The sequence below is a fragment of the Flavobacterium lindanitolerans genome, from assembly GCF_002846575.1.
In the GTDB taxonomy this organism is placed as follows: Bacteria; Bacteroidota; Bacteroidia; order Flavobacteriales; family Flavobacteriaceae; genus Flavobacterium; species Flavobacterium lindanitolerans.
Genome location: NZ_PJND01000007.1, coordinates 757,562 through 776,584 on the forward strand (window position 1 = coordinate 757,562; position 19,023 = coordinate 776,584).

16 protein-coding genes are annotated in these 19,023 nt (G+C 39.0%); 13 read left to right on the top strand and 3 right to left on the bottom strand.

Annotation, left to right across the window (positions count from 1 at the left end; all coding sequences use genetic code 11):
• Positions 1 to 160: 160 nt before the first annotated feature.
• The 6 genes from B0G92_RS03360 to pgi all read left to right on the top strand — a co-directional run bounded on the left by B0G92_RS03360 (position 161) and on the right by pgi (position 7,536).
• Positions 161 to 1,318, top strand: coding sequence for a homogentisate 1,2-dioxygenase (locus B0G92_RS03360; protein ID WP_101471101.1), 1,158 nt, complete (start codon positions 161 to 163; stop codon positions 1,316 to 1,318).
• Between the two features lie 77 nt (positions 1,319 to 1,395).
• Positions 1,396 to 2,556 (top strand): 4-hydroxyphenylpyruvate dioxygenase, encoded by a 1,161-nt coding sequence (gene hppD / locus B0G92_RS03365; protein ID WP_056067524.1) that lies wholly within the window; start codon positions 1,396 to 1,398, stop codon positions 2,554 to 2,556.
• Between the two features lie 297 nt (positions 2,557 to 2,853).
• Positions 2,854 to 3,627 (top strand): DUF3108 domain-containing protein, encoded by a 774-nt coding sequence (locus B0G92_RS03370; RefSeq protein ID WP_101471102.1) that lies wholly within the window; start codon positions 2,854 to 2,856, stop codon positions 3,625 to 3,627.
• 2 nt (positions 3,628 to 3,629) lie between these two features.
• Entirely contained in the window at positions 3,630 to 4,571 is a 942-nt protein-coding gene (locus tag B0G92_RS03375) for a tryptophan 2,3-dioxygenase family protein (RefSeq protein WP_180326396.1), read from the top strand.
• Positions 4,572 to 4,590: 19 nt separating this feature from the next.
• Positions 4,591 to 5,835: a M23 family metallopeptidase gene (locus tag B0G92_RS03380; protein WP_056067531.1), complete on the top strand. Its 1,245-nt coding sequence runs from the start codon at positions 4,591 to 4,593 to the stop codon at positions 5,833 to 5,835.
• A 57-nt stretch (positions 5,836 to 5,892) separates the two neighbouring features.
• Positions 5,893 to 7,536, top strand: a complete 1,644-nt coding sequence (gene pgi / locus B0G92_RS03385) for a glucose-6-phosphate isomerase (protein WP_101471103.1) — start codon at positions 5,893 to 5,895, stop codon at positions 7,534 to 7,536.
• 54 nt (positions 7,537 to 7,590) lie between these two features.
• Here the strand turns inward: pgi and B0G92_RS03390 are convergent, their stop codons facing one another.
• From B0G92_RS03390 to B0G92_RS03400, 3 genes are all read right to left on the bottom strand, one after another.
• Complete coding sequence (locus B0G92_RS03390) at positions 7,591 to 8,289, bottom strand: DedA family protein (protein ID WP_101471104.1); 699 nt, start codon at positions 8,287 to 8,289, stop codon at positions 7,591 to 7,593.
• A 27-nt stretch (positions 8,290 to 8,316) separates the two neighbouring features.
• Entirely contained in the window at positions 8,317 to 10,557 is a 2,241-nt protein-coding gene (locus B0G92_RS03395; RefSeq protein WP_056067542.1) for a monovalent cation:proton antiporter family protein, read from the bottom strand.
• Positions 10,558 to 10,632: 75 nt separating this feature from the next.
• A complete protein-coding gene (locus B0G92_RS03400) occupies positions 10,633 to 11,046 on the bottom strand; it encodes a hypothetical protein (RefSeq protein ID WP_101471105.1) in 414 nt (137 codons plus the stop codon).
• A gap of 172 nt (positions 11,047 to 11,218) precedes the next feature.
• On the opposite strand from B0G92_RS03400, the gene B0G92_RS03405 reads away from it, so the two are divergent.
• From B0G92_RS03405 to B0G92_RS03435, 7 genes are all read left to right on the top strand, one after another.
• Positions 11,219 to 11,668, top strand: coding sequence for a hypothetical protein (locus B0G92_RS03405; RefSeq protein WP_101471106.1), 450 nt, complete (start codon positions 11,219 to 11,221; stop codon positions 11,666 to 11,668).
• Between the two features lie 84 nt (positions 11,669 to 11,752).
• Positions 11,753 to 12,232 (top strand): septal ring lytic transglycosylase RlpA family protein, encoded by a 480-nt coding sequence (locus B0G92_RS03410; protein WP_101472011.1) that lies wholly within the window; start codon positions 11,753 to 11,755, stop codon positions 12,230 to 12,232.
• 2 nt (positions 12,233 to 12,234) lie between these two features.
• Positions 12,235 to 12,615, top strand: a complete 381-nt coding sequence (locus tag B0G92_RS03415) for a septal ring lytic transglycosylase RlpA family protein (protein WP_101471107.1) — start codon at positions 12,235 to 12,237, stop codon at positions 12,613 to 12,615.
• A 128-nt stretch (positions 12,616 to 12,743) separates the two neighbouring features.
• The gene (locus tag B0G92_RS03420) at positions 12,744 to 13,223 is read left to right on the top strand and encodes a GbsR/MarR family transcriptional regulator (RefSeq protein WP_056067549.1); all 480 of its coding nucleotides are present in this window, start codon (positions 12,744 to 12,746) and stop codon (positions 13,221 to 13,223) included.
• A 26-nt stretch (positions 13,224 to 13,249) separates the two neighbouring features.
• Positions 13,250 to 14,401, top strand: coding sequence for an efflux RND transporter periplasmic adaptor subunit (locus tag B0G92_RS03425; RefSeq protein WP_101472012.1), 1,152 nt, complete (start codon positions 13,250 to 13,252; stop codon positions 14,399 to 14,401).
• Between the two features lie 6 nt (positions 14,402 to 14,407).
• On the top strand, positions 14,408 to 17,578 hold the full coding sequence (locus B0G92_RS03430; protein ID WP_056067551.1) for an efflux RND transporter permease subunit: 3,171 nt from the start codon (positions 14,408 to 14,410) through the stop codon (positions 17,576 to 17,578).
• On the top strand, positions 17,568 to 18,968 hold the full coding sequence (locus B0G92_RS03435; protein ID WP_101471108.1) for an efflux transporter outer membrane subunit: 1,401 nt from the start codon (positions 17,568 to 17,570) through the stop codon (positions 18,966 to 18,968). The genes B0G92_RS03430 and B0G92_RS03435 overlap by 11 nt, the downstream gene beginning before the upstream one ends.
• The last annotated feature ends 55 nt before the right edge of the window (positions 18,969 to 19,023 follow it).

Genomic DNA, 19,023 nt, shown 5'->3' on the forward strand with positions numbered 1-19,023 from the left:
AAATAAGGTGAAAAAATTAATTTTTCCGATATTTGTGACTATGAATACGAGTTGGGAAGGTTTATTGGCACATTTAAAGTTTCTTATTAAGAGAAACCCGGAATGAGTTTTTGGATTCTATATCCAAAAACTAAATTCATAATTCATAAATCTAATAATTATGCCACTATATCATAAATTGGGGAATTTCCCCCAAAAGAGACATACGCAATTTGAAAAACCGGATGGCGGACTCTACTACGAGCAGCTTTTTGGTACAGAAGGTTTTCATGGGCATTCTTCTCTGTTATATCATGTTCACAGACCAACACAAGTGAAGGAAATCAAAGCTTCGTATTCGGTTGAACCTAAAATTGCCATTGGTAAAAACATCAAGTCATTACTGTTTAAAGGTTTCGAATTGAAGCCTCAGGAAGATTTTTTGGATAGCAGAAAAGCAATGCTTGTCAATAAGGATTGCACCATAGGTTTGGCGGCTCCACAAAAATCATTACGCGACTATTTCTATAAAAATGCCGATGCTGATGAAATGATTTTCATCCACAGAGGAAAAGGAACCCTGCGTACGATGATGGGAAATATACCTTTTGAATATGGAGACTATCTTATCATTCCAAGAGGGATTATCTACCAAATCGACTTTGAAACTTCGGATAACCGCTTGTTTTATGTAGAATCGTTTGCGCCTTTTTATACGCCAAAACGATATAAGAACCAATCCGGACAGCATTTGGAACATTCGCCATTCTGTGAAAGAGATTTCAAATTGCCATCCGAACTGGAAACCTACGATGAAAAAGGAAACTTCCTCATTAAAATTAAAAAAGAAGGAATGATTCATGAAGTAGTATATGCTACTCACCCTTTTGACGTAGTAGGCTGGGACGGATATAACTTTCCTTACGGGTTCAGTATTCATAACTTTGAACCAATAACAGGACGCGTGCATTTGCCACCGCCAATACACCAGACTTTTGAAACATCAACTTTTGTTGTTTGTTCTTTCTGTCCAAGACTGTATGATTATCACCCAAAATCGATTCCGGCTCCTTATAACCACAGTAACATTGACAGTGATGAGGTACTGTATTACGTTGACGGCGATTTTATGAGTAGAAACAACATTGAGCAGGGGCACATTACGTTGCATCCGAAAGGAATTCCTCACGGTCCGGCACCGGGTGCGATGGAAAGAAGTATTGGAAAAACAGAAACCGAAGAACTTGCAGTTATGGTAGATACATTCCGTCCGCTGATGGTAACCGAAGAAGCAATGGGATTGGACGACGGGCAATACTATAAGTCCTGGGTAGAATAAAAAACAAATAAAACAAAAAACAACTAACAATCCTGGCAGGATTCTAAACCCTGCCAGGGTTAGAAAAACATACTAAAATGAGTAAAGAAGTAAAATCAGTAGAATACGGATTAGAAAAAATATTTGAAGGGGCACAGGATTTCCTTCCGCTGTTAGGAACAGATTATGTTGAATTGTATGTAGGCAATGCAAAACAGGCTGCACATTATTATAAAACAGCTTTCGGTTTCCAGTCATTGGCCTATGCCGGTTTGGAAACAGGAGTTCGCGACAGGGCTTCCTATGTTTTAAAACAGGATAAAATCCGTTTGGTGTTGACTACACCTTTAAACGGAGATTCAGTATTGAATGACCACCTCAGAAAACATGGAGATGGTGTGAAAGTGGCTGCGCTTTGGGTAGAAGATGCAAGAAGTGCATTTGAAGAAACTACAAAAAGAGGCGCAAAACCTTTCATGGAGCCAACTGTTGAAAAAGATGAATTCGGAGAAGTGGTTCGTGCCGGAATCTATACCTATGGCGAAACAGTCCATATGTTCGTAGAAAGAAAAAACTATACAGGCGTATTCCTGCCGGGATATAAAGAATGGAAATCAGATTACAACCCGGAGCCAACAGGTTTCAAATACATTGACCACATGGTTGGAAACGTAGGTTGGGGCGAAATGAATACGTGGGTGAAATGGTATGAAGATGTAATGGGGTTTGTAAACTTCCTTTCGTTCGATGACAAGCAAATCAACACAGAGTATTCTGCTTTGATGAGTAAAGTAATGTCAAACGGAAACGGAAGAATCAAATTCCCTATCAACGAGCCTGCTGAAGGAAAGAAAAAATCACAGATTGAAGAATATTTGGAATTCTATGGCGGCCCTGGTATACAGCACATCGCTATAGCAACAGACGATATCATCAAAACGGTTTCTCAATTGAAAGCTCGTGGAGTAGAGTTCTTATCGGCTCCGCCAAAAGCCTATTATGAAGCAGTTCCGGAAAGATTGGGCGAGCACATGAAAATGATGAAGGAAGACCTGAATGAAATTGAAAAACTGGCAATCATGGTTGATGCTGATGAGGAAGGGTATCTTCTTCAGATTTTCACAAAACCGGTTCAGGACCGTCCAACACTGTTTTTTGAAATCATTCAGAGAATGGGAGCCCGCGGATTCGGAGCAGGAAACTTCAAGGCTTTATTCGAATCTATCGAAAGAGAGCAAGAAAAAAGAGGAACTTTATAGAATGGTATAATTTTCTGAGAATAATGCAAAATCAAACCTTTCAAAAAACTATTTTTTGCTAATATTGTGTTAAAGTTGATTTTTTAATTGTAATAATGTAATTATTGCATACCTTTGCACCCGCAAAAAGAGAGGGAGTGGTTTCCTTCGATTTTTATGTAAATTTTTCATAATTTATAGTTTTTTGGTTGGTTAATAGCATAAAAACTCAGTCATAATCTTTGACTGGGTTTTTTTGTTTTAATACTTTTGGAATAGAAATTGTATTAACAGTTGGAAGACATATAAAATTGAATTATGAAAAAGATTATAATATTATTATTGTTTGCAACTGCGAACCTTCAGGCCCAGGACAATAAAGCTTTTGATGTTGGTGAATGGTTCAAATTCAGAATACATTACGGCCTGGTCAATGCGGGTTACGCCACGCTTGAAGTCAAAGAAGCTACCAAAAACGGGAAAAAAGTTTTCCATGCTGTAGGAAACGGTTATACGACCGGCATGACAAAATTTTTCTTTAAGGTAAATGACGATTACCAGAGTTATTTCGATAAGAAAACCGGACAGCCTTACCAATTTGTCAGAAAGATTAATGAAGGCGGCTATACCAAAAATCAGGAAGGTTTTTTTAACCAGTCAGCAAATAACGTACTGGTTAAAGACTACAAGAAAAATTCGGAAAAAACCATTTCTGTTCCTGAGAACGTTCAGGACATAGTTTCCTCATTCTATTTTTTAAGAAACCACCCGACAATCGACAAATTAAAAGTAGGCGAGTCAATTGTTATTGATATGTTTTTTGACGACGAAACCACAAAGTTTAAGTTAAAATTTATGGGTCGAGAAGTTTTAAAAACTAAATTTGGAAAAGTAAATACGATGATCTTCAGGCCTTATGTTCAGGCAGGTCGCGTTTTTAAAGAAGAAGAAAGTTTAACAGTCTGGATTTCAGACGATGAGAATAGAATTCCGTTACGAATCAAGGCCAGTCTGGCCGTAGGTTCTCTTAAAGCCGATTTGGACGGATACAAAGGATTGATACATCCTTTCAAAATTATAGCAGATAAATAAAAATGGATATTACTCCCAATATTAAAGATCAGTTAGATCAACTGGAAGAAAAATTTCAGGCAATAAATCAAAAAACCGAAACCCACCTCGAAGGGTTGCTTTGGTCCAAACCAATAACCTATTGGGACTATATTCAAACGGATGCCTTATTAAATTTACAGATTCAAAGAACAACATTACCAGATGAAATGGTTTTTATCATGTACCATCAGGTAAACGAGTTATTGTTCAAGATGATTTTATGGGAAATGGAACAGCTCTGCCATACCCCAAAACCGGAAACATCATATTTTACAGAAAAGCTGATGCGAATCAGCCGTTATTTCGATATGCTGACCACTTCATTCGACATTATGGGTGATGGAATGGAAATCGAACAATATATGAAATTCAGAAATACGCTGACTCCGGCCAGTGGTTTCCAAAGTGCACAATACAGATTGATTGAGTTTTGTTCTACAGACCTGATTAACCTGATTGATTATCGTTTCAGAAAAACAATTGACAGAAATACGCCTTATGAGCATGCCTTAGAACACCTTTATTGGCAGGCCGCAGGAAAAGATTATCATACCGGTGAAAAATCATACCTGCTTAAAGAATTTGAAAGAAAATACAAACCGCAGTTCTTAAGCTATATGGAAGAATACAATACGATAAACGTATGGCGTAAATTCAAAGAATTGCCGGAACAGGACCAGAAAAATGAAGAATTAATCAAAGCCATGCGCCATTATGACCATACGGTCAACATTACATGGGTCATGCAGCATTTGAATACCGCAAAAAAATATATTGACGGAAGCGGCAAAGGTGACGGAGAAGCCACCGGTGGAAGCGATTGGAAAAAATACATGCATCCAAAATACCAAAGAAGGATATTTTTTCCAGAATTATGGTCTCCGGAAGAGCTGGCCTCTTGGGGAGAAGAAAAAAACGTCTAATTAGATTAAAGAATACGATTTGAAATACGCTGTTTTAACCTTACTATTGCTATTTACCCTGGTTTCCTGTAACAAGGAAGAAAAGTCCGAAAAAGAAAATAATATTAAAGAAGTTCCTGTAAAAGAGCCAATCGTTGTTGAATTTGGTTTTACACTAAATGATTTTTTGGTTGTGAATGATACAGTCAAAAGTGGCGATACGTTTGGAACATTGATGGACAAACATAATCTGGGCAAATACAAAGTACACGAAATAACAGAAAAAGCCAGAGATTCTTTTAACTTCAGAGATATCCGTGCCGGTAGACCTTATACCATCCTAAAAACAAAAACAGCACCCAATACGGTTCAGGTTTTTATTTACCAACCGGATAATATTCATTACAACGTTATTGATTTAAGAGATTCTATTGTGGCCTATAGAAATAAAAAACCAATAACAATTAAAAGAAGAACAATAGCTACGGAAATCGAAAGTTCATTGTCTGAAACCCTGAGCAAGGCAGGCGTTGACGCTTCACTCGCTCAAAATCTTGCTGATATTTATGCTTATTCTGTCGACTTCTTCAAAATTCAGAAAGGCGATAAGTTTGCTGTTACTTTTAATGAGAAATACATCAGCGACACAATTTATGCAGGTGTAGAAAGCCTGGAAGCTTCCTTTTTTGAATACAAAGGAAAAAAAATCTATGCCTTTCCGTTCAAGCAGGATACTACGGCAAAAAAAGTAAACTACTATGACGAGGAAGGAAAAGTGCTCAAGACGATGTTCCTGAAAGCACCTTTAAAATTCGGATTCAGGATTTCCTCAAAATTTTCAACAAGAAGATTCCATCCCGTACAACAGCGATTCAAAGCCCATAACGGTACTGATTATGCAGCGCCGGCGGGAACGCCAATTATAACGACGGCAACCGGTGTGGTTGAAAAAACTGGATATACCGCCGGAAACGGAAACTTTGTAAAAGTCAAACACAATTCGACCTATTCGACGCAATACCTCCATATGTCTAAAATATTGGTTCGAAAAGGACAACGGGTTTCTCAGGGCGATGTTATTGGAAAAGTAGGAAGTACAGGTCTGGCAACCGGACCGCACGTTTGTTACCGTTTCTGGAAAAACGGCGTACAGGTTGATGCCCTTAAACAGAAACTCCCGAATTCAATCCCGATGGATGCGAAATACAAGCCTAGATTCATGGCTGAAATGGCACCTCTCAAAAAAGAATTAGACAGCATCGCTGCAATTAAATTCAAAAAGTAATTCATTATTGCCTAAATTTGAGCCTTCAAAAGACTACAAATCTAATTTTTTATTACCATGGCTTTAGGCAGAACCAATCCGTCAGGAACAGTTGCTTGGCAAAAACTGCGTGAACATTTCGCTGAAATGCAATATGCTTCAATGCAGGAAATGTTTGCAAACGATAGCTCCAGAGCAGAAAAATTTAATCTTCAATGGAATAACTTTCTTGTAGATTATTCTAAAAATATTATCACAGAAGAAACAATAAGTTTGCTTTTGTCTTTGGCTGAGGAAGTAAATCTGAAAGATGCCATTGCCAAATATTTTAATGGCGACAGTATCAACGAAACCGAAAACCGGGCGGTACTTCATACTGCTTTACGTGCTCCTGAATCTGCTGTAATCACTGCAGACGGACAAAATGTAATACCGGAGGTATATCGCGTAAAAAACAAGATTAAGGCCTTTTGTGATGAGGTTATTAACGGACAAAGAAAAGGTTTCACCGGAAAAGCTTTTACAGATGTAGTAAACATTGGAATTGGGGGTTCAGATTTAGGACCGGCAATGGTTGTAGAAGCGCTTCAGTTTTATAAAAATCATCTGAATGTTCATTTTATCTCTAACGTTGATGGTGACCACGTACAGGAAAAAATCAAAAACCTAAATCCCGAAACGACACTTTTTGTAGTGGTTTCAAAAACATTTACCACCCAGGAAACGCTTTCAAACTCTGAAACGGTACGCAAATGGTTTTTAAAATCGGCTAAACAGGAAGATGTTGCCAAGCATTTTGTGGCTGTTTCTACAAATATCCAGAAAGTAACAGAATTCGGAATCAATCCGGATAATGTTTTTCCTATGTGGGACTGGGTTGGAGGAAGATTCTCTTTGTGGAGTGCTGTAGGCCTGTCCATCAGTTTGGCTGTAGGATTCGACAATTTCAATAAACTGCTGAAAGGTGCGAATGAAATGGATGAACATTTCAAATCGGCAGAATTCAACCAGAATATTCCGGTAGTTCTGGCACTTTTGAGCATTTGGTACAATAACTTTTTCGGAGCAGAAAGTGAAGCGCTGATTCCCTATACACAATACCTCCAGAAACTGGCACCCTACCTTCAACAGGGAATCATGGAAAGTAACGGAAAAAGCGTTGGCAGAGATGGTAATCCGGTAAACTACCAGACAGGAACAATCATTTGGGGCGAACCGGGAACCAATTCACAGCACGCGTTTTTCCAGCTAATCCACCAGGGAACCAAATTGATTCCTACTGATTTTATTGGTTTTGTAAAACCTCTATATGGAGATGAAGACCATCACAATAAACTAATGTCTAATTTCTTTGCCCAGACAGAAGCTTTGCTGAATGGAAAGACGGAAGACCAGGTAAGGGCAGAATTTACAAAAACAAACTTCTCCTCAGGAGCAGCAGAGTTCCTGACACCATTTAAGATTTTTCAGGGGAACAAGCCAACCAATACATTGCTAATCCAACAGCTAACGCCAGAAGCTTTAGGTTCACTGATTTCATTATATGAACATAAGATTTTTGTACAGGGCGTAATCTGGAATATTTTCAGTTATGACCAATGGGGTGTTGAACTTGGCAAACAATTAGCGAATTCAATTCTTGATGAAATCAATTCAGGTGTTGTAAAACAACATGACAGTTCAACGGCTCTTTTGTTGCGTTATTTTTTAGATAAGAAATAAGAACTAATGAGTTTAGTCTAAAACAAAAAAGCCTCTCAATCGAGAGGCTTTTTATTATTCTTCTGTATTGTTTTCCGGAGTTTCTTTGTTTCCTTTCAAAAATTTCACCACTAGCGGAATGGTAGTAGCCGCTACAATGATAAGGATAATGATTTCAATATGACTCTTTAAATCAATGTCAAATTTGCTTAAAAACAAACCGTAAAGGTAATGCCCAGCCATAATTAAGCTGAAAGCCCATAAGAAAGAACTTAGTATATTGTAGAATATGAAACGTTTTTTGTCCATTTGCACGATTCCGGCAATAATCGGGGCAAAGGTTCTCAGGATAGGCATGAAACGTGCAATGATAATCGCTTTCCCACCGTATTTTTCAAAAAATACGCGCGACTGCTCCAGATACTTTTTCTTGAACCAGAAACTGTCCTCTTTTTTATAAAGATACCATCCGCTTTTTGCACCAAACCAATAACCCACCGTGTTTCCGATAATTCCGGAAATAGCAACCAATGTAGCCAGTAAAGCCACGTTGCCAAAGTCACTTTCAATGATAACAAGATTTTCTACAAGTTCACGGCTGTAGATTCCGGCAAGAAAAAGAAGGCTGTCACCCGGAAGGAAAAACCCGGCAAACAATCCCGTTTCTGCAAAAACAATAAAAAGCACAACATACAGTCCAACGCTAACGCCCCCAAGTTCCATTGCAATGTAGAATTCAGGGTTAATGAGCTGTTTCCAATCAAAATTATCCATTTTAGAATTTAGTTAAGTAAATAATTATTAAGAAGCATTTAGTGTAATAGAATTCATTTTTTTCTTATCGCCTACAATCCAGATAATGTCGTTTCTTTCAAGTACGACGTGGGATTCCGGATTCATCATTCGGCGGCCTTCCCGTTCAATTCCCACGACCAGGCCATCTGTTTTTTCTCTAAGCTGTGATTCGCGGATGGTTTTGCCAATAAAATCTTCGTTTTTCAATTCGAAATTTTTCAGGACAGTTTCAGAATTGTTTTCAGGAACTGCCACAAAACTCTGCTGCAGATAGGTCTTGAATTTCTCTATCTGTCGGTCTGTTCCTATGACATAGAGAATATCATTTGGATAAATCTGCTCATTTCGGTTAGGAACATTAATTGTAATATTTCCGCGTTTGATTGCCGCAATATTGATTCCTATCTTTTCACGGAGTTCCAGCTGGTGTAGCGGTTTCCCAACAATATTGGATTCGGCACTGATTTCAAAAGTAGTCATGTGCGCATCCCAGGGAGAAAGCTCCCGCTTGCTTTTTGAAGCTTCCGTATTTTCCCGGTCGTTAAGATTCTGCATAAATCGGTTTTCGATTCGGTCATATAATGTTTGCAGCTTTTTAGGGAAAACCATATAAGCCACGGCAAAAATAACCAAAGCAGTAAAGGCAATGAAATTAGAAAAGAAACTGTTGAGCAATAATCCAATAAAAAACAGGGTAAACAGTATTCGGATAATATTGACAATTTTTATTGGTCCTAAAAATTTCCTTTCCCGCTTTAATTCCTCATAAGCGGTAGGCGCAACTTTTCTGAACGACAAGGCCCATAAGAAAGGCGAAATGCACAAAAGCGTTAATACTGCTATCGCGACATTAGCCCATTGCGAACCGTTTACAAGAGGAAGTACTACTCTTGAAGAAAGCAGAATAATGGCAATTATAATTACAGAATAGATGATAATCTGAATGATGCTGGATCTTAAAAATAAAACCCAGTTGCTTGTGGCTTTTATAGTTTGCGAACTGGAACTGTAGCTGTCGATTGCCTTAATCCATTTTTTAGGGAGTTTTCTTTCCAGCATATTGGAAACCGGAATAGAAAGCTTAATCATAAAAGGAGTCGTAAATGTCGATATGGCAGAAACGGCAACTACAATAGGATAAAGGAAATTGCTGGTTACGCCTAATGTCATCCCTAAAGTAGCAATGATAAACGAAAACTCACCAATTTGAGCTAAACTCATCCCGGTTTGTACAGACTGTTTTAAGGGCTGTCCGGAAATAAGGGTTCCGATAGTGGAACTTAAAGTTTTTCCAAAAACGGTCAGCAAGGTGATAATAATTACCGGAACGGCATATTCTGCCAATGTACTAGGATTGATAAGCATTCCTACAGATACGAAGAAAACGGCTCCAAAAAGGTCTTTTACAGGTTTAACGAGGTGTTCAATGCGTTCCGCTTTGGTGGTTTCAGCAATAATAGAACCCATAATAAAAGCACCCAAAGCAGGTGAAAAACCGGCCATAGTAGCCAGAATTACCATCATAAGGCATAAAGCTAATGAAACAATCAACAGGGTTTCATCGCTTAAAAGATTCTTAGCCTTTTTTAGTAAGGTAGGAATGAAAAAGATACCGCCTACAAACCATAGTATAAGGAAAAACAAAAGTTTTAATACTGATTCAAAAAGTTCCATTCCTGAAAATTGCTGACTCACGGCAATGGTTGAAAGCAGAACCATCATCAGGATAGCTACAATATCTTCAACAATCAGCGCGCCAAAAACAATGCCGGCAAATTTCTGGCCTTTTACACCCAATTCATCAAAAGCCCGAAGTATGATAGTAGTTGACGAAATGGAGAGAATAACACCCAAAAAGATACTGTCCATAGAAGACCAGCCCATGAGCTGACCGCACCAATATCCCAAAAATACCATAGAGAAAATTTGTACCAGAGCAGTAATGGAGGCTGTTCCGCCCACTTTCATCAATTTCTTAAAGCTAAATTCGAGACCCAGGCTGAAAAGCAATATAATAACCCCGATTTCTGCCCAGACTTCAACGTTTTGTACGTCTTTTACAGAAGGGAATAACGTAAAATAAGGGCCCGCAAGAAATCCCGCAATTAAATATCCAAGAACTAAAGGTTGTCTGATTTTCTTAAAAAGTAAAATGGCAACACCGGCAGTCATAAGAATTAGTCCCAAATCACTTATAAGTGGATAAAGGTGATGTGAGGCTGCTGCCGTATTTTCTAATTCATTCATATCTGTAATAATTTAATTGGACAATGTTTAGGAAGATTCAGGGAGAGAATCTTAAAAAAGAAAATCAATTATTTATTACCAAAAAGCCTGAAAGGGATAGAAGATGGATAGTAGTTTTCCTTTATGGCAGAAAGAACCAAACAGGGAATGTTTTTCAAAAGGGTTTGCCAAAGCAAAATAAGTATGGAAAACAAATTTTGAAGAAGAAACGGCTCCAAAAAGTAAAGTCAAACCATGGCATTTTGAAAGCCTGGCCATACTATAACGATAGGGGTTAGAAAATTTCTTCTTTTTATGGAGTTTATCCAATGTGTCATGCACAACCGAAAATTCTTTTTTTGAAAGACCGTATTGGCATGTTTTTAATTGCGGTGTGCAATTGGTTTCGGGAAAAGTCAATGACAAGTTTTTCTTATTGCCGGCATCGCAACGCATACCAAGCAGAAAGAATAAGCACAAAAAAGTAATATGTACGGCTTTTTTCATCATTTCCGCAAATTTATGATATTGGATTTTAAAACAGTGACCAATTCAATTAAAGAAATGTTAATTATTAAGATTTTATTTCGTAATTTGGATTCATTATTTATTGGTCTGCCGTGTTCCCATAATTTTGGAGCATTTCATTTTTTGATATATTTGTAAAAAACAATTTTTGACCATGGATACTTACAAAATTATTCTTGAAGCCCACTCCGGTATTGCCTATGTAGCCCTTTTTACAATTGGCGTTGCAACAATTAATTCCCTGATAGGGCTATCTGCTAAAAACGAATTCAAACCAAAAGACAGAAGGATTGCCCTTTTTGGTCTTATTTCAGCACATATCCAATTTGTTTTTGGATTGATACTGTATTTCGTTTCTCCAAAAGGAATTGCCCTGTTTGGACAGGCTGGCATGAAAGAAATTATGGGAAATAGCGAGCTGCGCATGATGGCAGTCGAGCATCCTTTCGTAAATATTTTGGCAATAGTGCTGATAACCATAGGTTGGAGCACACACAAAAGAGTGGATGATTCCAATAAAAAATTCAAGAAAATAGCCGTATTCTATGCTTTGGGATTCCTGTTGCTGTTGTCAAGAATTCCTTGGAATGTGTGGTTCTCATAAAAAATAAAGCTCAATTTTTTGAGCTTTTTTCATTTTAGGTATAGTAATTGTAAGATGAATTGGCCAAACATAAAAAAATTTATCATGAAGTATAAGACTACCATTCTGTTGCTGGCCTTTATTGCTTTGGTCTTTTCGAGCGGTTTTTCCATACAGGATAGAAATTTTCAAAAAACACCCCCGGAAAAAACCCAGGCATTTCAGGATTCGGTAAAGAAAGTTGCAATAGAAGATAGCTTAAAATTAGCAGAATCAAAAAAATATAAACTCCATAAGAAAAATGCCCATGCATCTTATTATGCGGACAAATTTACAGGACGGCGCACAGCAAGCGGAAAAATTTTTGACAATAAGAAATATACCGCAGCCCATAGAAAATTTCCTTTTGGAACCAAGCTCCGTATAACAAATGAAGCCAATGGAAAATCGGTTATTGTAGAAGTGACAGACCGGGGCCCGTTTACCAAAGGAAAAGAAATTGACCTTACCAAAAAAGCCTTTATGGACATTGCTTCTTCCCGATACGGAGGTCATTTGAAAGTAACTATTGAAATTGTACAGTAATCATGAAAGCCCGGATATTTTTATTTATCGGAGTACTTGGAAGCCTGCTGGCAAGCTGCTCGTCAGCCAAATCGGTATCCGGAAAAGTATATAAGAAGAATGTCCATGCTTCCTATTATGCCGACAAATTCAACGGGAGAAAAACAGCAAGTGGGGAAAAATTCCACAATAGCAATTATACAGCCGCCCATAAAAAACTGCCATTCGGAACAAAAGTCAAAGTAACCAATATAGCCAATGAAAAATCGGTTTTGGTTGAAATAAACGATAGGGGGCCATTTGTACCGGGCAGGGAAATCGACCTCACTAAAAAAGCCTTTATGGAAATTGCAGACAATAAAAATCACGGTTCATTAAGAGTGAACATTGAAATTATAAACTAACCAAGCCGGCATTATGCTGGCTTTTTTATTGCTTAAAACGGACAATTAAAAATTAACATAAATTTAAGTTCGTTTAGTTCGGTAATTACCGAACCTGATTTAACTTTGCGCCAAAATTAACATATCAAATGACAGACATAGCGAAAGAAAGAGAAGGATTGGTGGAGATGTTTGGTGTTCATTTTGAAAAGTATTGGAACTTTTCACCTTTGTCAGGACGAATATTAGGTTGCCTTATTGTTTGGAATGACGCCAAAGGATTGACGTTTGACGATTTAGTTTCCACACTTGGAGCCAGCAAAAGTTCGGTTTCTACCAATTTAAATCTGTTACTGAAGATAGGAAAAATAGAATATTATACTTTTCCTGGTGACAGAAAGAAATATTACAGACCGTCTTCTTTTGGCGACAGGATGCAAAACCACCTGCAGATGGTTCTGGACGAAAAGAAAATGGTGGAAAGAATGATAGATTACCGAAAAAAGACAGTGAGTGACGGCGACTGTGCCAATTTGGAACTAATTAAGATTTATCAGGAACACATCCTGGAATTTGAAAAATTTTTAAATAAAACGATTCAGAAGTTAGAAAAAGTAGAGAACAAATAAATCAATCAACCTTTATAAAAATGCAGATGAAGAATAAATCACTATTCAGTATTGTAATCGCAATAATTACACTTTACTCTTGCGGTAAAAAAGAACAGCAGATGCCTCCTCAGGGACCAATGCCGTTTCCGGTACAGGCTGTTGCGAAACAGGATGCGGTTGTTTATCAGGAATATACAGCCAATCTTGAGGGACAACAGAATGTCGAAATCCGTCCAAAAGTTAACGGATTTATCCAAAAAATATTTGTTGACGAAGGACAGGTTGTCAGAAAAGGACAATTGTTATTCAAATTAGAAACCCAAACTCAAAACGAGGATGCTTCAGCAGCAAAGGCAGCCGTACAGGCAGCTCAGGTTGAAGTAGACCGATTGAAGCCGCTTGTTGACAGAAAAATCATCAGCAACGTACAGTTGGAAACGGCCAAAGCTAAGTTAGCGCAGGCTAAAGCTTCTTATGGAGCTATTGCTGCCAACATAGGTTTTGCAACAATCACATCGCCCGTTGATGGGGTAATTGGCGGCCTTCCATTCAGAGAAGGTAGTTTAGTTAGCTCAACCAGTGAAATGCCTTTGACAACCGTTTCTGATACGAGAGTTATCCGTGCCTATTTCTCAATGAATGAGAAACAACTTTTGTTTTTCAACAAAACCTTTAAAGGAGCGACAACGGCAGAAAAGCTGAAATCAGCTCCGGAAGTTTCCCTGCTTTTGGTTGACAATACAGAATACGACCAAAAAGGAAGATTGGCAACAATGAATGGATTGGTTAATCCACAAACAGGAACAACGCAGTTCAGAGCCGAATTCAAAAATCCGGAAGGAATCCTTAGAAGCGGTAGCAGTGGTATCATTCGTTTGCCAATTGATGAGAAAAACGTAATGCTTGTGCCACAGAATGCCGTATTTGAAGTACAGGGAAAACAGATGGTTTATGTAGTTGGAAAAGACAACAAGGTAAAATCAAGAATCATTGAGACAAAAGGAACATCAGGATTGAATTTCATCGTGAGCGGAGGACTTGAAGAAGGCGAGTTAATCGTAGTCGAAGGGGCTTCTAAATTAAAAGACGATATGGAAATCGTGCCACAGCAAGGAAAACCGGAAGCTGCGGCTCCGGCAGAAAATACTGCGGCAAAAGATGCTGCAAAAACAACTACACCATCAGCTAAAAAATAATTCTCAATGTTAAAGACATTTATAGAAAGACCGGTTCTTTCGACCGTAATATCGATCCTGATTACCATTTTAGGAATCCTGGGATTGATGTCCCTGCCGATAGAACAATATCCTGAAATCGCCCCACCGACGGTTCAGGTTAATGCGACCTATACTGGAGCGAATGCCGAAACGGTATTGAACAGTGTTGTGACGCCACTAGAAGAAGAAATCAACGGAGTAGAAGGAATGACCTATATGACGTCTTCTGCTGCGAATGACGGTTCAGCAAAAATTTCAGTTTACTTTGAACTTGGGGTTGACCCGGACATTGCTGCCGTAAACGTTCAGAATAGGGTTTCCCGTGCTACCAGCAAATTGCCTCAGGCTGTTGTTCAGACAGGGGTTACCACGCTAAAAAGCCAAACCAGTGCCTTGATGTTCTTTGCGCTTTATTCTAAAAATAAGCAATTCGACGAAACGTATATCCAGAACTATGCTAAAATCAACCTGGTTCCAAAACTGCAACGTGTAAAAGGTGTTGGACAGGTTAACGTTTTCGGAGCAAAAGATTACTCAATGAGAATCTGGATTGATCCGGAGAAAATGGCAACTTATGGCGTATTGCCAAAAGATATTCAGGCAGCGCTACAAGAGCAAAACGTAGAAGCAGCACCGGGTAAATTTGGTGAAAATGCAGATGGAGTTTATGAATATGTAATCAAATACAAAGGAAGACTTTCTGTAATTGAAGATTATGAAAACATCGTAATCAAGTCTACAGGAAACGGAAACTTCCTTCACCTGAAAGATGTGGCCACCGTAGAATTGGGAGGCTTCAACTATGGTACCAAAAACATTGCTATGGGGCAGGAAGGTGTTGCCGTAGGGGTGTTCCAGACATCGGGTTCCAATGCACAGGATATCATCACAGAAGTAATGTCGATTTTGGAAGAAACAAAACCTGATTTCCCTCAGGGAGTAGATTATGTAATTCCATACAACACCAAAACATTCCTTGATGCTTCCATTAGCAAAGTAATCTCTACTTTGGTAGAAGCTTTCATTCTTGTATTTATTGTAGTATTCCTATTCTTACAGGATTTCCGTTCTACTCTGATTCCTGCTATCGCTGTACCGGTAGCCATTATCGGAACGTTCTTCTTCCTGCAATTATTCGGATTCTCAATTAACATGTTGACCCTGTTTGCTATGATTCTCGCGATTGGTATTGTGGTCGATGATGCCATTGTCGTCGTGGAGGCGGTACACGCCAAACTCGACGAAGGAGCCAAGTCCGGGAAAGAAGCTACGCTGTCTGCGATGAGCGAAATCTCTGGTGCGATTGTTTCGATTACATTGGTAATGTCGGCGGTATTTATTCCGGTATCGTTCCTAAGCGGACCTTCGGGAGTATTCTACCAACAGTTTGCAATTACGTTGGCGATATCGATTTTGATTTCGGCAGTAAACGCGTTAACGTTGAGTCCGGCTTTGTGTGCCCTGTTCCTGAAACCGCATAAAGATTCAGACCATCATAAAAAGAACCTGAAAGACAGATTCTTCCTTGCCTTCAACACAGGCTTTAATAAGATGAACGAGAAATATACAGGCTCGTTGCGATTCCTGGTAAGAAAAAGATGGGTAACAGGAGTAGCTCTTTTGGTTTTCTGTGGTATTACTTATTTCCTGTTCCAGTCTACTCCGTCGGGATTTATTCCTAACGAAGACAGGGGAATCATCATGGCGGATTTGACACTGCCTCCTGGAACAACATTAGAAAAAACACAAAAAGCAGTAAATGAATTAGATTCTATTTTAGCCTCGATGGATATCGTTGAAGCCAGAATGAGCGTTGTAGGATTCAGTTTGTTGAACAACGTAAACGGTGGTTCTTATGCCTTTACGGTAATCAAACTGAAAGACTGGGCCTATCGTAAAGAGGCTAACCAGCAGGTTGATGCAGTAGTGGGAGAACTTTTTGGAAGAACAGCCCACTTTAAAGATGCAAGAGCCTTATTCTTTACACCTCCGAGTGTACAAGGTTTTGGTACTGCCGATGGTTTTGAATTCAAAATACAGGATAAAGGTGATGATGACTGGGCAACAGTTAGTAAAGTCAGCAACGAGTTCCTGGGTGAATTAATGAAAAGGCCGGAAATCCAGTATGCGATGACCAACTTTAACCCGAACTTCCCACAATACCAAATGGATATTAATGTGGAAAGGGCAAAAGATGCCGGAGTATCTATTTCGGATATCTTCAACACCATGCAGGGATATTACGGAGGATTGTATACAACAGATTTCAATAAATTCGGGAAGCAGTACCGTGTCATGATTCAGGCAAAACCGTCTGACAGGGCTACTGAAGAATCGATTAACAATATTTATGTCAGAAATGCCAATAACCAGCAGGTAGCAATCAGCCAGTTCATTGACTTCAAGAGAATTTACGGACCGGAAGCTGTAGCGAGATTTAACATGCTAAAAGCTGTAAACGTTAACGGAAAAGCGAAACCGGGTTACAGTTCAGGTGATGCGATTAAGGCAATTCAGGAAGTTGCAGCACAGCACTTGCCAAAAAGTTATACTTATGAATTTTCAGGTATGACCCGTGAAGAGATTTTGGCAGGATCACAGGCAGCAGGCGTATTCCTTTTGAGTTTGATATTTGTTTACTTCCTTTTGAGTGCGCAATATGAAAGTTATCTGGTGCCATTATCGGTATTGTTATCATTGCCTGTTGGTATTGCCGGAGCTATCGGATTTGTGAAGCTTGCCGGATTAGAAAACAACATCTACTTCCAGGTAGCACTAATCATGCTTATTGGTCTCCTCGCGAAGAATGCCATCCTGATTGTGGAATTCGCCATACAGAGACGACGCCACGGAATGGACCTGATGCAGGCGGCTATCGAAGGTGCAAAAGCGCGTCTTCGACCAATCTTAATGACTTCATTGGCCTTTATTTTTGGTCTGTTGCCATTAGCTCTTGCTTCCGGAGTTGGAGCAGTAGGTAACCGTTCTATTGGTATGGGAGCTGTTGGAGGAATGCTAATCGGAACCGTATTTGGAGTATTCGTAATTCCGGTATTGTTCGTAATCTTCCAATCATTGCAGGAAAGAATCTCAGGCAAGCCATTTGAAGAAAAAGAGTCTGATGTTATACTTTTAAACGAAGAATATGAAGAATAAGATATATAAAATAGGTTTGCTCGTTTTCGCTGCAGCCGTAATGCAATCTTGTTTCGTCGCAAAAAAATACGAAAGGCCGGAACTAAAAACAGAAGACCTTTACAGAACAGAGGTTGTTTCTGCGGATTCTACCTCGCTTGCGAATGTTTCATGGGATAAGATATTTACTGACCCTATCTTGCAGGACTATATCAAAAAAGGATTGCAGAACAATCTGGATATCCGTATTGCGATGCAGAATATTGCAGCCGCAGAAGCGACAATGAAACAAGGCAAAGCAGGTTACTTTCCAACACTTTCAGGAAATGCTGACTGGACACACCAGCAGCTTTCCAAAAACAGCCAGTTGGGAGCTTTCCTGCAGGACCGAAGCACAGACCAGTATCAGTTGACAGGAACACTTTCCTGGGAAGCGGATATCTGGGGCAAAATCAGAAGTAACAAGCGTGCGGCAAATGCGGCTTATCTGCAGTCAATAGCAGCCAATCAGGCGGTTAAGACACAGTTGATTGCCAGCATTGCTTCTACCTATTATCAATTGCTTTCTCTGGATGCCCAGATTAAGGTAGCTGAAGAATCGTTGATTAACAGAAATGAAAGTATCGAAACGATTATTGCGCTTAAAGATGCAGGAAATGTAAATGAAGTGGGTGTAAAACAGACCGAAGCACAGAAATATGCGACAGAAATCATTATTGCAGATTTAAAAAACAATGTAATCATCTTAGAAAATGCCCTGAATAATCTTTTGGGTGAAGGTTCTAAGAAAATTGCCAGAGGTACTTTCGAGTCTCAGGTAATGCAGCCGGAAATTACACTTGGCGTTCCGGCAACCCTGTTGAGAAACAGACCGGATGTTATTGCGGCAGAATACAACCTGATTTCTACTTTTGAGCAGACTAATGTTGCAAGAAGTAATTTCTATCCTACGCTAAAAGTAACGGCTACAGGCGGTTTCCAAAGTATCGATTTGCAACAATGGTTCAGTGCCAATTCGTTCTTTTCAAATGTGGTTACCGGATTAACACAGCCAATCTTTAACCAGAGACAAATCAGAACGCGTTTTGAAGTGGCAAAAGCCAACCAGGAAAAAGCCTATCTGCAATTTGAACAATCTCTGTTAACTGCAGGAAAAGAAGTTTCGGATGCTTTGGCGCAATACAACAACGAAACGGCTAAAATAACAATCCGCGAAAAGCAAGTTGACGCACTTAAAAAAGCGGCTGATTATTCAGACGAACTATTAACATATGGTTTGGTGAACTATTTGGAAGTATTGACAGCTAAAGACAATGCTTTGAATACGGAACTGAATCTGATTGACAATAAATACAGACAGTACAATGCCATTATCCAATTATACAGGGCCTTAGGTGGCGGATGGCAATAATATAGTTCCGCTTGCGGGATTATGATTGATTTTGTTTTTGTTCAAAACCATCGGA

What these genes read in the sequence shown, in the direction of transcription:
- B0G92_RS03360 (WP_101471101.1), top strand. Translation starts at nt 161, where the DNA reads ATGCCACTATATCATAAATTGGGGAATTTCCCCCAAAAGAGACATACG.
- hppD (WP_056067524.1), top strand. Translation starts at nt 1,396, where the DNA reads ATGAGTAAAGAAGTAAAATCAGTAGAATACGGATTAGAAAAAATATTT.
- B0G92_RS03370 (WP_101471102.1), top strand. Translation starts at nt 2,854, where the DNA reads ATGAAAAAGATTATAATATTATTATTGTTTGCAACTGCGAACCTTCAG.
- B0G92_RS03375 (WP_180326396.1), top strand. Translation starts at nt 3,630, where the DNA reads ATGGATATTACTCCCAATATTAAAGATCAGTTAGATCAACTGGAAGAA.
- pgi (WP_101471103.1), top strand. Translation starts at nt 5,893, where the DNA reads ATGGCTTTAGGCAGAACCAATCCGTCAGGAACAGTTGCTTGGCAAAAA.
- B0G92_RS03390 (WP_101471104.1), bottom strand. Translation starts at nt 8,289, where the DNA reads ATGGATAATTTTGATTGGAAACAGCTCATTAACCCTGAATTCTACATT.
- B0G92_RS03395 (WP_056067542.1), bottom strand. Translation starts at nt 10,557, where the DNA reads ATGAATGAATTAGAAAATACGGCAGCAGCCTCACATCACCTTTATCCA.
- B0G92_RS03400 (WP_101471105.1), bottom strand. Translation starts at nt 11,046, where the DNA reads ATGATGAAAAAAGCCGTACATATTACTTTTTTGTGCTTATTCTTTCTG.
- B0G92_RS03405 (WP_101471106.1), top strand. Translation starts at nt 11,219, where the DNA reads ATGGATACTTACAAAATTATTCTTGAAGCCCACTCCGGTATTGCCTAT.
- B0G92_RS03410 (WP_101472011.1), top strand. Translation starts at nt 11,753, where the DNA reads ATGAAGTATAAGACTACCATTCTGTTGCTGGCCTTTATTGCTTTGGTC.
- B0G92_RS03415 (WP_101471107.1), top strand. Translation starts at nt 12,235, where the DNA reads ATGAAAGCCCGGATATTTTTATTTATCGGAGTACTTGGAAGCCTGCTG.
- B0G92_RS03420 (WP_056067549.1), top strand. Translation starts at nt 12,744, where the DNA reads ATGACAGACATAGCGAAAGAAAGAGAAGGATTGGTGGAGATGTTTGGT.
- B0G92_RS03425 (WP_101472012.1), top strand. Translation starts at nt 13,250, where the DNA reads ATGAAGAATAAATCACTATTCAGTATTGTAATCGCAATAATTACACTT.
- B0G92_RS03430 (WP_056067551.1), top strand. Translation starts at nt 14,408, where the DNA reads ATGTTAAAGACATTTATAGAAAGACCGGTTCTTTCGACCGTAATATCG.
- B0G92_RS03435 (WP_101471108.1), top strand. Translation starts at nt 17,568, where the DNA reads ATGAAGAATAAGATATATAAAATAGGTTTGCTCGTTTTCGCTGCAGCC.